We start from the raw sequence: 12,201 nt of genomic DNA on the forward strand, positions 1-12,201 counted from the left end.
CCAGCGACTACCCTGTGCTTCCGTGATCACCCGCCTCTCCCGCCTCTTCCTGCGAACCCTGCGCGACGACCCCGCCGACGCGGAGGTGCCCAGCCACAAACTCTTGGTCCGTGCCGGCTACGTGCGCCGCGTTGCCCCGGGTGTCTACTCGTGGCTGCCGCTGGGCCTGCGCGTGCTGCGCAAGGTCGAGGACGTGGTGCGCGAGGAGATGGACGCGATCGGCGCCCAGGAGATCTCGCTCCCCGCGCTGCTACCGCGCGACCCGTACGAGACCACCAACCGGTGGACCGAGTACGGCGAAGCCCTGTTCCGGCTGCGTGACCGCAAGGGCGCGGACTACCTGCTCGGCCCGACCCACGAGGAGCTCTTCGCGCTCACCGTGAAGGGCGAGTACAGCTCCTACAAGGACCTTCCGGTCATGCTGTACCAGATCCAGGACAAATACCGCGACGAGGAACGCCCTCGCGCGGGCATCCTGCGCGGGCGCGAGTTCGTCATGAAGGACTCCTACTCCTTCGACCTGGACGAGGACGGGCTGAAGGCGAGCTACGACGCGCACCGTGAGGCCTACCAGCGCATCTTCGACCGGCTGCGGGTCGAGTACGTCATCGTCGCGGCCACCTCGGGCGCGATGGGCGGCAGCGCGTCGGAGGAGTTCCTGGCCGACAGTCCCGTCGGCGAGGACACCTACGTGCGCTGCCTGGAATCGGGCTACGCGGCCAATGTCGAGGCGGTGGTAACGGCTGCTCCCGAGCCGCTGCCCATCGAGGGCCGGCCCGCCGCCGTCGTGCACGACACCCCGGCCACCCCCACCATCGCGACGCTGGTCGACTGGGCCAACAGCGCAGGGCTTGCGGAGCGGTACGGCCGCCCGGTCACCGCGGCCGACACGTTGAAGAACGTCATGGTCAAGCTGCGCCACCCGGACGGGAAGACCGAGATCATCGGCATCGGCGTCCCCGGTGACCGCGAGGTGGACGACAAGAGGCTCGGTGCCTCGGTCGAACCGGCCGAGGTGGAGCTGCTCACCGATGCCGATTTCGCCGAGAATCCGTTCCTGGTGAAGGGCTACATCGGCCCGAAGGCATTGCAGGCCAACGGTGTTCGCTATCTGGTCGATCCCCGCGTCGGCACCGGGACGAGCTGGATCACCGGCGCCGACGAACCGGGCAAGCACGTCGTCGGCCTGGTCGCAGGCCGCGACTTCACGCCCGACGGCACCATCGAGGCCGCCGAGGTCCGCGACGGCGACCCCTCGCCGGACGGGCGCGGCCCGCTGGTGTCGGCGCGCGGCATCGAGATCGGCCATATCTTCCAGCTCGGCAACAAGTACACCGATGCGTTCGAGGTCGATGTGCTGGGCGAGAACGGCAAGCCGGTCCGGCTGACCATGGGCTCCTACGGCATCGGTGTCTCGCGCATGGTCGCGGTGATCGCCGAACAGCAGCACGACGAGAAGGGGCTGCGCTGGCCCGCCGCGGTCGCGCCCTACGACGTGCACGTCGTCATCGCGAACAAGGACGAGGCGGCCCGCGCGGGCGCCGAAGAGGTGGTGTCCGGACTGCACGCACAAGGCCTGGACGTGCTCTTCGACGATCGCACCGCCTCGCCGGGCGTGAAGTTCAAGGACGCCGAACTGCTCGGTATGCCGCTGGTCCTGGTGATCGGCCGTGGCTGGGCCGAGGGCAAGGTCGAACTGCGTGACCGATTCACCGGCGAGACCGAAGAACTCCCCGCTGCCGCGGCGGTGGACGCGGTGGTGGCGAAAGTCTCCCCCGCCTAGCCGTCGTAGCCTGAATTTGCTGGTTGTAGATCCGTGGAGCTGGTCCACGCTGCGATTACCCGCTGGTAAGTTAACCGGCATGGCAAACACAGACGCGCGGTTGTTCAACCCCGCCACCTATGATCCGCAGCAGTTCGACGCCGAGACGCGGCGACTGTTGCGTGCCACGATCGAGTGGTTCGAGGGGCGGGGCAAGCAGCGTCTGCTCGCCGACGACGCGAACGCGGTGTGGACTGCCGACTTCCTCGACTTCGTGCGGAAGGAGAAGCTGTTCGCCACCTTCCTCACTCCCGCCGCCTACGCCGATGGCGACCCGGGCCGTCGCTGGGACGCGGCCCGCAACGCGGCGTTGTCCGAGATCTTCGGCTTCTACGGTCTGGCGTACTGGTACGCCGAGCAGGTGACCATCCTCGGTCTCGGCCCGATCTGGCAGAGCGACAACGAGGACGCCAAGAAGCGTGCGGCCGCCGATCTTTCCGCGGGTGAGGTGATGGCGTTCGGTCTGTCCGAGCAGACGCACGGCGCCGACATCTACAACACCGACCTGGTGCTCACCCCGACCAAGCCCGGCAGCGCGGACGCCGAAGCCGGAATCCTCTTCCGCGCCAACGGCGAGAAGTACTACATCGGCAACGGCAACGTGGCCAGCATGGTGTCGGTGTTCTCTCGTCGCGCCGACCTGGAGGGCGCCGACGCCTACGTCTGGTTCGCCGCCGACTCCCGCCACGAGAACTATCGCCTGCTCGGCAATGTCGTGCACCAGCAGATGTACGTCAGCACGTTCCGCTTGGAGAACTACCCGGTGCGCGCCGAGGACATCCTGCACACCGGCCCCGAGGCGTTCTCCGCGGCGCTGAACACCGTCAACGTGGGCAAGTTCAATCTCTGCCACGGCGGCATCGGCATGGTCGAGCACTCCTTCTACGAGGCGATCACGCACGCGAACAACCGCATCCTCTACGGCAACCCGGTCACCGATTTCCCGCACGTGCGCACGAACTTCGTCGACGCCTACGCGCGCATCCTCGCGATGAAGCTGTTCAGCGACCGAGCCGTCGACTACTTCCGCAGCGCGAGCCTGGAGGACCGGCGCTATCTGCTGTTCAACCCGATGACGAAGTCCAAGGTGACCTCCGAGGGCGAGACCGTCATGACGCTGCTGCTGGACGTGCTGGCCGCCAAGGGGTTCGAGAAGAACACCTACTTCGCGGAGGTGCAGCGGCTGATCAACACCCTGCCCCGGTTGGAGGGCACGGTGCACGTGAACGTCGGGCAGATCCTGAAGTTCATGCCCAACTACCTGTTCAATCCTGCGGATTACCCGGAGATCGGGACCAGGCAGGACGCTGCCGACGACGCGTTCTTCTGGCGGCAGGGCCCGGCGCGGGGCGCGGGCAAGGTGCAGTTCGCGGACTGGACGCCGATCTACGACAAGCACGCCGACATCCCCAACGTCAGCCGGTTCTACGAGCAGGCGCAGGCGCTGCGCACGCTGTTGACCACCGCGGCACCCGACGCCGAGCAGCAGAAGGACCTGGACTTCATGCTGACCATCGGCCACCTGTTCTCGCTGGTGGTCTACGGCCAGCTGATCCTGGAACAGGCCGCGATCACCGGTCTGGACCGTGACCTGATCGACCAGATCTTCGACTTCCAGATCCGCGATTTCAACGCCTACGCCACCGCGCTGTACGGCAAGCCGTCGGCCACCCCGGAGCAGCAGGGCTGGGCCGCGGCAGCCCTGCGGCCGCCGGTCGCCGACCGTCCGCGGTTCGACCGGGTGTGGGCCGAGGCGGTGTCCCACGACGGCGCCTACGAGATGCGGCCGTAGGCAGGGTGTTTCGAGCTGGACGGCGGCACGGAATCGATACCGGGCCGCCGTCCGGGGCGGGCAGGTTGGTATGTCCGGCATCGATCGCGCCGGCGCGGGGCGGAGCGCGCCGAATCCGGCGCGTACGGCTGGACGTTGTCACCGAGCACGGTCAGGCTTTGCCGGGGAACGCGACGGTCGGCGGATTGGCGCCGAGGATCGACTGCCAGGTGGCCAGCCGGACAGCGGCGTCGGTGAGCGCGTCGACACCCGTGCGGCGGACGGTCGCGGACGCACCGCGCTCGACCACCGCCCGCCACGCGATCGCGGTGTCGGACTCGACCGTCGTGGCCAGCCGGGCGGCCGAGATCGGGTCGGTGACCGGGAACGGCACGGTATAGCCGGCGCCGGGTGGCGGCACCGTCGCGCCGTCCGCGGCGAGCGCGTCGGCGGTGGTGTCGCGCCGGGCGCGGTGAGCGGCGGTGTGCTCGGCGATCAGCCTGGTGCGCTCGGGCGAGGCGTGCGCGGCGATCACGCCGTAGGCATACACCGCGCCGTGCTCGGCGTTCAGCGCGTCCAGCAGCGCTCGGCGTTCGGACTCGGTCATACCAGCAACACCCCCGCCTGAGCCGCGCAGGCGGCGCTGATCGAGGCGAGCAGGCCGGCCCGGTATCCGGACAGGGCGCGGGCCAGGTCGGCGGCCGATTTCTGCGATGCGGCGAGTTGTGCGCGCAGCGCGTCGATGCTCGGCGGCGCGGTGGGCGGAACGGCGCTGCCCGCCGCCACGGCGGACGGGCCCGATCCGTTGGCGCGGGTGCGGTGCACCGGCGTGGTGCCGTCGGCGTAGACGCCGATCACGCGGTCGATCTCGGTGCGCAGGGCATCGGCGTGCGCGGTGCGCTCGGCCGCCACCGTGCTCAGCGCGGCGTGCCGCTCCGGTGCGGTGGCGATGGCCGCGGTCGCCGCGGCGGCGTCGGCGCGAGCCAGAATCTCCTGTGCGGCAAGCGGATCCGGTTCGTGGACCGGGTCCTCTTCGGTGCAGCCCGCCAGCGCGCCGAGGACGAGGATGCCGACCGTTCCTCCGCCTGCGAGGCGTAGCGCGCTGCGACGATCCAGGGCGCCGAGACGGGACTCGCGCCGGTCGGAGGGAATGCCGGAAATGCACCCGGCACGCGGCGGGGCGGGAAGGCGGATGGGCACGGCACCATCGTGCCAGATTCGCGGTACGCCACCGGCCGCGGCGTCGGCCGTGGCGTGCGTACTCCTCATACCGCTGGTCCTTTACACTCTCGTGGCGCGTTACGCTAGACCTTCGGTAGAGAAATTTCCCGCCGCGTCACAACTGAACCAGGAGCCGCCCACATGCCGATGCCGACCGAGGAAAGGGTGAGCCAGCTCGTAGCTGGTCTCGTCGAGCGCCGAGGATTCGACCTCGAGGGCGTCGAGATCTCGACGGCGGGCAAGCGCGCGGACGCGCAGGCTCGGGTCCAGGTGACCGTGGACAGCGACGCGTCCGATCTGGACGCGATCGCCACGCTCAGCGCGGATCTGTCGGCGCTGCTGGACGACGCGGGAGATTTCGGCGAGACGCCCTACTTGCTGGAAGTGACGACGCCGGGCATCGATCGCCCGCTGACCGCCGACCGGCACTGGCACCGCGCCCGGGGGCGGAAGGTGCGCGTCGCACTGCGCGACGGCGCGCAGCCGCCGGAGAAGTCTGCGACCTTCGAAGCCAGGGTCGGCGCGCTCACCCGCGATGCGGTGGCGCTGGTGCTCGGCGGCAAACGCGACCCGCACCGGGTGACGGTCCCGCTCGCCGACATCGCCAGCGCCGTCGTCCAGGTCGAGTTCTCCCCGCCCGGCGCGCGGGAGCTGGCACTCGCCGGCGGAGTCGTTCCGGGGCGACCGGATCCGGGTCGGGAAGACGGGGTGGCGGTCGCCGGCGTGGCGGCGAGCAGTCCCGCTCGAGGAACACCGAATGCACGACAGGAATCAGTAACAGCGTCCGATTCGCCGACCGAAGGGATCGTGGAATGAACATCGAAATCGAAGCCCTGCGCGCGATCGTCGCCGACAAGGGGATCTCGATCGAGACCGTGATCTCCGCGATCGAGTCGGCGCTGCTCACCGCATACCGCCACACGGAGGGCCATCAGCCCAACGCGCGGATCGACATCAACCAGCGGACCGGCGTGGTCCGCGTGATGGCGCGCGAGGTGGACGTCGACGGCAACGTGCTCTCCGAATGGGACGACACCCCGGAGGGATTCGGCCGGATCGCGGCGACCACCGCCAGGCAGGTGGTGCTGCAGCGGCTGCGGGACGCGGAGAACGAGAAGTCCTTCGGCGAGTTCTCCACCCATGAGGGCGACATCGTCGGCGGCGTGGTGCAGCGCGACGCGCGCGCCAACGCACGCGGCACCGTCGTCGTGCGCATCGGCAGCGAGTTGCACGGCGCGGAGGGACTGATCCCACCCGCCGAACAGGTGCCGGGCGAGACCTATGAGCACGGCGACCGGATCAAGTGCTACGTCGTCGGCGTCTCCCGCGGTCCGCGCGGACCCCAGATCACGTTGTCGCGCACCCACCCGAACCTGGTGCGGCGGCTGTTCGCGCTGGAGGTGCCCGAGATCGCCGACGGCTCGGTGGAGATCGTCGCCGTCGCGCGAGAGGCGGGGCACCGCTCCAAGATCGCCGTGCGCACCACCGTGCCCGGCGTCAACGCGAAGGGCGCCTGTATCGGCCCGATGGGGCAGCGCGTGCGCAACGTGATGAGCGAACTGGCCGGCGAGAAGATCGACATCATCGATCACGCCGACGACCCGGCGACGTTCGTCGGCAACGCGCTCTCGCCGTCGAAAGTGGTTTCGGTCACTATCGTCGACCCGGAAGCGCGCGCGGCCCGCGTGGTGGTACCCGACTTCCAGCTCTCGCTGGCCATCGGCAAAGAGGGGCAGAATGCCCGCCTGGCCGCGCGACTTACCGGCTGGCGCATCGATATCCGCAGCGACGCGGCGCCCGATATGGGCGGCGGATCGGTTCGAACGGAGGCGCACCGCAGTTGACCGGAACCCGCCCGCGGAGTGCTCGGGATGACATGTTCGTAACTTCCGCGGGGGAGGGGTTCGGCGTTCCGAGCGTGGCAGCGGTAGAGTGGTCCAAGGTTCAGTCCGAGCCTTCGGCACTAATGACCGACCGCACCACCGAGCAGCACGCGGCGCCCCGGCGCCGGGCCGCTCCCGTGCGGACGTGTATCGGGTGCCGAAAGCGAGAACTGGCCGTCGATCTGTTGCGGATCGTGGCTCGGGACCGGGAGAACGGAGACGGCTCCCACGTCATCGAGATCGTTCCCGATCCGCGGCGCAGACTTCCCGGACGGGGTGCCTGGCTGCACCCCCTTTCCGCTTGTCTGAGCACGGCAGAACGGCGCCGAGCCATCGGCAGAGCACTACGAGTGTCCGGACATCTGGATATCTCAGCCCTGGAGCATTACCTCGAGAACAGGCACGAGCACTCATGAGCACACCGTGAAGTACCAACGATGAACGTCCATCGGAGATAACCCGAGGTCGTGCGGGCCCCCCGTCCCGAGACGGTGGCGCTGCTCGGCCTCTCAGTGAGGAGAGCAGTGGCAGGCAAGGCCCGCGTGCACGAGTTGGCCAAAGAACTCGGTGTCACGAGCAAGGAACTACTCGCAACGCTCAAGGAGCAGGGCGAGTTCGTGAAGTCGGCGTCGTCGACGGTGGAAGCTCCCGTCGCGCGCAGGCTGCGTGAGTCGTTCGCGGCGAAATCAGCCCCGTCGAACGGCACCAAGTCGGGTGCGCGCCCCGGTCCGTCGTCGGCCCGTCCGGCCGCGAAGCCCGCGGGCGGTGGCCCGCGTCCCGGCCCGCGTCCGTCGGCTCCGGCGCCTACTCCGGCGCCCGCGGCGCAGGAGACTTCCCGTCCCGCCGCGCGTACCGGCGAATCCCCGGCCGTGAGGCCGGGTCCCGCCGCGCGTCCAGGACCGGCTCCCGCCCCGAAGCCCGCCGCACGGGAATCGATCACCCCGGCCGCCGCAAGCGCGAGCGCACCGGCCCCGGCCGGTCCGCGTCCGACGCCGAGCGGCCCGCGTCCCGGTCAGCAGCAGCGTCCCGGCGCTCCCACGCAGGGCGGCCCGCGTCAGGGTGGCGCTACGCCCGGTCCCCGTCCCGGGCCGAAGACCCCGCGCGTCGGTAACAACCCCTATTCGTCGGCTCCCGAGCGGCCCGCGTCGCGTCCCGCCCCTGGTGGCCCGCGTCCGGGTCCCGCGGGTGGTCCGCGTCCCGGTCCTGCGCAGGGTGGCCCGCGTCCCGGCCCGGCCCAGGGCTCTCGTCCGGCCCCCGGTCAGGGCGGTCCGCGCCCCGGCGGTCCGCGGCCCAGCCCCGGCTCGATGCCCCCGCGTCCGAACCCCGGCGCGATGCCGTCGCGTGCGGCGCGTCCGGGCGGTGCCGGTGGTCCCGGCGCAGGTCGTCCGGGTCGTCCCGGCGGCGGTGCTGGTGCCGGCCGTCCCGGTGGCGGTGGCGGTGGCGGTGGCTACCGCGGCGGAGGCGGTGGCGGTGGCGGTGCTCCCGGTGCGGGTACCGGTGCTCCTGGCGCCGGTGGTGCGGCCGGCGGCTTCCGTGGTCGTCCCGGTGGTGGCGGCGGCGGTCGTCCGGGTGGTCCCGGCGGCCGCGGTGGTGCGGCCGGCGCGTTCGGCCGTCCCGGTGGCGCGCCCCGTCGTGGCCGTAAGTCGAAGCGGCAGAAGCGGCAAGAGTACGACTCGATGCAGGCGCCCGCCGTCGGCGGTGTGCGGCTGCCGCGCGGCAACGGCGAGATCATCCGGCTCGCCCGCGGCGCGTCGCTGTCGGACTTCGCGGAGAAGATCGACGCGAACCCGGCCGCGCTGGTGCAAGCCCTGTTCAACCTGGGCGAGATGGTCACCGCGACCCAGTCGGTGAACGACGAGACCCTCGAGCTGCTCGGCGGCGAGATGAACTACGTCGTGCACGTGGTGAGCCCCGAGGACGAGGACCGCGAGCTGCTGGAGTCGTTCGACCTCACCTACGGCGAGGACGAGGGCGGCGAGGAAGACCTCGAACAGCGTCCTCCGGTGGTGACCGTCATGGGTCACGTCGACCACGGTAAGACCCGACTGCTGGACACCATCCGCAAGGCCAACGTCCGCGAGGGCGAGGCCGGTGGCATCACCCAGCACATCGGCGCCTACCAGGTGCTCACCCACCTGGGCGACGCGGACCGGCTGATCACCTTCATCGACACCCCGGGTCACGAGGCGTTCACCGCCATGCGTGCCCGCGGTGCGAAGGCCACCGACATCGCGATCCTGGTGGTCGCCGCCGACGACGGCGTCATGCCGCAGACGGTGGAGGCGATCAACCACGCGCAGGCGGCCGACGTGCCGATCGTGGTGGCGGTCAACAAGATCGACAAGGAAGGCGCGAACCCGGAGAAGATCCGGCAGCAGCTGACCGAGTACAACCTGGTGGCCGAGGAATACGGCGGCGACACCATGTTCGTCGACATCTCGGCCAAGCAGGGCACCAACATCGAGGCACTGCTCGAGGCGGTGCTGCTCACCGCGGACGCTGCCCTCGACCTGCGGGCGAACCCGGACATGGACGCGCAGGGTGTGGCCATCGAGGCACACCTCGACCGCGGCCGCGGCCCGGTCGCCACGGTGCTGGTGCAGCGCGGCACGCTGCGCGTCGGCGACTCGATCGTCGCGGGCGACGCCTACGGTCGCGTGCGCCGCATGGTCGACGAGCACGGCGAGGACGTCGACGCGGCGCTGCCGTCGCGGCCGGTCCAGGTCATCGGCTTCACGTCGGTGCCGGGCGCCGGTGACAACCTCCTCGTGGTCGACGAGGACCGGATCGCACGGCAGATCGCCGACCGGCGCAACGCGCGCAAGCGCAACGCGCTGGCCGCACGCAGCCGCAAGCGGATCAGCCTGGAAGATCTGGATGCCGCGCTGAAGGAAACCAGCGAGCTGAACCTGATCCTCAAGGGCGACAACTCCGGTACCGTCGAGGCCCTCGAAGAGGCGCTGCTCGGGATCCAGGTGGACGACGAGGTGCGGCTGCGGGTCATCGACCGCGGTGTCGGTGGCGTCACCGAGACCAACGTCAACCTGGCGTCGGCGTCGAACGCGATCATCATCGGGTTCAACGTCCGCGCCGAGGGCAAGGCGACCGAGCTGGCCAACCGCGAGGGCGTCGACATCCGGTACTACTCGGTGATCTACCAGGCCATCGACGAGATCGAGAAGGCCCTCAAGGGCATGCTCAAGCCGATCTACGAAGAGGTCGAGCTGGGGCGCGCCGAGATCAGGGCGATCTTCCGCTCGTCGAAGGTCGGCAACATCGCCGGTTGCATGGTCACCTCGGGTTCGGTCAAGCGCAACGCCAAGGCGCGCCTGCTCCGCGACAACATGGTGATCGCCGAGACGATGACGATTTCCTCGCTGAAACGGGAGAAGGACGATGCTGTCGAGGTCCGCGAGGGCTTCGAATGCGGTATGACGGTCACCTACTCCGACATCAAGGAAGGCGACATCATCGAGGCCTACGAGCTGCGCGAGAAGCCGCGCGACTGATAGACCGAGACGAGTCCGGACGCCGCGCCGTGTAGGCCGCGGCGTCCGGGCCGGTCGTCCCGATTAGTGGAGGGGTGTCGGTGTACCTGGGTGCACTGGAGTTCGACCTGCTACTCGGCGATGTGCATTCACTGAAACAGAAGCGCTCGGTGATCCGGCCGATCCTGGCCGAATTGCAGCGCTTCGGGGTGAGTGCCGCCGAAGGCGGGGACCATGATCTCTACCGTCGCTCAATGCTGGGCGTCGCCATGGTCAGCGCGGGAATGGACCACCTGACCGAAGTGCTGGACAGATGTGAACGGCACGTCGCGGCCCGTCCGGAGTTACAGTTGCTGGCGGTGCGCCGCCGGATCTTCGGACCCGAAGACTGACCTCGGCGGGAGCATGCGGCCACACAACGCTGCTCCTGCCGCCGGGCACAGCGTGAGCGATGGGCACGGCGGTCTCCGGCCGCCATCGAACAGAGTTAGTAGTGAGGAGGAAACGGCCATGGTGGATCAAGCCAGGGCACGCCGACTCGCCAAGCGGATTTCCTCGATCGTGGCCACCGCGATCGAATACGAGGTGAAGGATCCGCGGCTGCGTTTCGTGACCGTCACCGACGCCAAGGTGACCGGCGATCTCCGCGAGGCGACGGTGTACTACACCGTGATGGGCGAAACCCTTGACGCCGAACCGGATTACGACGGCGCGGCCGCCGGTCTGGAGAAGGCCAAGGGTGTGTTGCGCTCCAAAGTGGGTGCGGGAACCGGGGTGAAGTTCACCCCGTCGCTGGCGTTCGTGCTGGACACCGTGCCCGATGCGGCGCGGCAGATGGAGGAACTGCTCGCCAAGGCGCGGGCCGCGGACGACGCGGTCGCCAAGGTGGCCGCCACTGCCAGGCCCGCGGGCGACGCCGACCCCTACAAGGTCGAACGCGACGCCGACGAGTGACATGCGGTAGTTGATGACGACGATGCGGGAAACGGCCGACCTGGACGCGGCCGTGGCGGCGCTGGACGCGGCGCACTCGGTGACCATCATCTGCCATGTGCAGCCCGATGCGGACACCATCGGCAGCGGTCTCGCGCTGGCGCTGGTCCTGCACCGGCGCGGTATTCCGGTGCAGGTGTCGTTCGCCGAACCGGCCGAGTTGCCCGTCTCGATGCGGTCGCTGCCGGGGGTGCGGCACTTGGTGGCGCCCGCCGACGTGCGTGCCGAGGTGGACCTGCTGGTCACGGTCGACTGTGGTAGCGCGGGGCGGCTCGGCGCGCTCGCCGACCGATTGCCCGGCGCCGCAACGACAATGGTGATCGATCATCATCGGTCGAATACCCGGTTCGGTGCGATCAACGTGGTCGATCCCAGCGCCGAGTCCACGACGAGCCTGATCGCGCGGCTGCTCGATGCCTGGGGCGTGCCGATCGATCCGGACGTGGCGCACTGCCTCTACGCCGGTCTGGTCACCGATACCGGCTCGTTCCGGTGGGTGCGGCCGGGGACCCACGACTTGGCGGAGCGCCTGCTGTCCACCGGGATCGATGGCGCGGGGATCGCCCGCACCTTGTTGGACACGCACCCGTTCGGGTGGCTGCCGATGTTGGCCCGAGTGCTGGGGACCGCGCGGCTGGTGCCGGAGGCGCGCGGTGGTGTCGGGCTGGTGTACGCGTTCGTGCACCGCGACGATGTCGACGGGGTGCGGTCGGAGGAGGTCGAGAGCGTCATCGATATCGTGCGCACGACCGCCGAAGCGGGAATCGCCGCGGTGTTCAAGCAATCCCACGCCGTGCCGGGTCGGTGGACGGTGTCGCTGCGCTCGCGCGACACCGGGGTCTCGGTGGGTGACGGCGTGGATGTGGCGGAGGTGGCCACGGCGCTGGGCGGCGGCGGTCACCGCTTCGCCGCCGGATACACGGCCTATGGCTCGCCCGAGGAGTTGGTCGCCGCGCTGTTGACCGCGCTCGGATGACGGTGGACTTCGGCAGCGGTCGGCAGGAAGCATGTCGCCACGAAACT

At 69.7% G+C, this 12,201-nt stretch carries 11 protein-coding genes; 9 read left to right on the forward strand and 2 right to left on the reverse strand.

The genetic code is table 11. The features are described 5' to 3' along the window. The first annotated feature begins 22 nt into the window (after positions 1 to 22). Positions 23 to 1,783, forward strand: coding sequence for a proline--tRNA ligase (locus tag OHA40_RS25990; protein ID WP_330229484.1), 1,761 nt, complete (start codon positions 23 to 25; stop codon positions 1,781 to 1,783). A gap of 79 nt (positions 1,784 to 1,862) precedes the next feature. Further along, positions 1,863 to 3,614, forward strand: a complete 1,752-nt coding sequence (locus OHA40_RS25995; protein ID WP_330229485.1) for an acyl-CoA dehydrogenase family protein — start codon at positions 1,863 to 1,865, stop codon at positions 3,612 to 3,614. A 151-nt stretch (positions 3,615 to 3,765) separates the two neighbouring features. Here OHA40_RS25995 and OHA40_RS26000 read toward each other — a convergent pair whose 3' ends face one another. Together OHA40_RS26000 and OHA40_RS26005 are read right to left on the reverse strand one after the other, a co-directional pair. Continuing rightward, on the reverse strand, positions 3,766 to 4,200 hold the full coding sequence (locus OHA40_RS26000) for a ferritin-like domain-containing protein (RefSeq protein ID WP_330229486.1): 435 nt from the start codon (positions 4,198 to 4,200) through the stop codon (positions 3,766 to 3,768). Next, positions 4,197 to 4,862 carry a hypothetical protein gene (locus OHA40_RS26005; RefSeq protein ID WP_330229487.1) on the reverse strand — a complete coding sequence of 222 codons (666 nt, stop codon included), beginning with the start codon at positions 4,860 to 4,862 and terminating at the stop codon, positions 4,197 to 4,199. The genes OHA40_RS26000 and OHA40_RS26005 overlap by 4 nt, the downstream gene beginning before the upstream one ends. A 93-nt stretch (positions 4,863 to 4,955) precedes the next feature. Here OHA40_RS26005 and rimP point away from each other — a divergent pair, with 93 nt between their 5' ends. The 7 genes from rimP to OHA40_RS26040 all read left to right on the forward strand — a co-directional run bounded on the left by rimP (position 4,956) and on the right by OHA40_RS26040 (position 12,154). Continuing rightward, positions 4,956 to 5,630 (forward strand): ribosome maturation factor RimP, encoded by a 675-nt coding sequence (gene rimP, locus OHA40_RS26010; RefSeq protein ID WP_330229488.1) that lies wholly within the window; start codon positions 4,956 to 4,958, stop codon positions 5,628 to 5,630. Then, the gene (gene nusA, locus OHA40_RS26015; protein WP_330229489.1) at positions 5,627 to 6,658 is read left to right on the forward strand and encodes a transcription termination factor NusA; all 1,032 of its coding nucleotides are present in this window, start codon (positions 5,627 to 5,629) and stop codon (positions 6,656 to 6,658) included. Before rimP ends, nusA begins: the two co-directional genes overlap by 4 nt. 122 nt (positions 6,659 to 6,780) lie before the next feature. Continuing rightward, positions 6,781 to 7,113 carry a YlxR family protein gene (locus OHA40_RS26020; RefSeq protein ID WP_330229490.1) on the forward strand — a complete coding sequence of 111 codons (333 nt, stop codon included), beginning with the start codon at positions 6,781 to 6,783 and terminating at the stop codon, positions 7,111 to 7,113. A gap of 108 nt (positions 7,114 to 7,221) precedes the next feature. Further along, a complete protein-coding gene (infB, locus tag OHA40_RS26025) occupies positions 7,222 to 10,206 on the forward strand; it encodes a translation initiation factor IF-2 (RefSeq protein ID WP_330229491.1) in 2,985 nt (994 codons plus the stop codon). Between the two features lie 80 nt (positions 10,207 to 10,286). Continuing rightward, entirely contained in the window at positions 10,287 to 10,577 is a 291-nt protein-coding gene (locus OHA40_RS26030; RefSeq protein ID WP_330229492.1) for a DUF503 domain-containing protein, read from the forward strand. A gap of 118 nt (positions 10,578 to 10,695) precedes the next feature. Then, complete coding sequence (gene rbfA / locus OHA40_RS26035; RefSeq protein WP_330229493.1) at positions 10,696 to 11,139, forward strand: 30S ribosome-binding factor RbfA; 444 nt, start codon at positions 10,696 to 10,698, stop codon at positions 11,137 to 11,139. A gap of 13 nt (positions 11,140 to 11,152) precedes the next feature. Next, on the forward strand, positions 11,153 to 12,154 hold the full coding sequence (locus OHA40_RS26040) for a DHH family phosphoesterase (protein WP_330229494.1): 1,002 nt from the start codon (positions 11,153 to 11,155) through the stop codon (positions 12,152 to 12,154). The last annotated feature ends 47 nt before the right edge of the window (positions 12,155 to 12,201 follow it).

Origin of the sequence: Nocardia sp. NBC_00508 (assembly GCF_036346875.1) — a bacterium.
In the GTDB taxonomy this organism is placed as follows: domain Bacteria; phylum Actinomycetota; class Actinomycetes; order Mycobacteriales; family Mycobacteriaceae; genus Nocardia.

Excerpts from the sequence above, each read along its gene's own strand:
- OHA40_RS26020 (WP_330229490.1), top strand. The coding sequence starts at position 6,781 with ATGACCGACCGCACCACCGAGCAGCACGCGGCGCCCCGGCGCCGGGCC.
- OHA40_RS26000 (WP_330229486.1), bottom strand. The coding sequence starts at position 4,200 with ATGACCGAGTCCGAACGCCGAGCGCTGCTGGACGCGCTGAACGCCGAG.
- OHA40_RS25995 (WP_330229485.1), top strand. The coding sequence starts at position 1,863 with ATGGCAAACACAGACGCGCGGTTGTTCAACCCCGCCACCTATGATCCG.
- OHA40_RS26040 (WP_330229494.1), top strand. The coding sequence starts at position 11,153 with ATGACGACGATGCGGGAAACGGCCGACCTGGACGCGGCCGTGGCGGCG.
- OHA40_RS26005 (WP_330229487.1), bottom strand. The coding sequence starts at position 4,862 with ATGAGGAGTACGCACGCCACGGCCGACGCCGCGGCCGGTGGCGTACCG.
- rbfA (WP_330229493.1), top strand. The coding sequence starts at position 10,696 with ATGGTGGATCAAGCCAGGGCACGCCGACTCGCCAAGCGGATTTCCTCG.
- rimP (WP_330229488.1), top strand. The coding sequence starts at position 4,956 with ATGCCGATGCCGACCGAGGAAAGGGTGAGCCAGCTCGTAGCTGGTCTC.
- nusA (WP_330229489.1), top strand. The coding sequence starts at position 5,627 with ATGAACATCGAAATCGAAGCCCTGCGCGCGATCGTCGCCGACAAGGGG.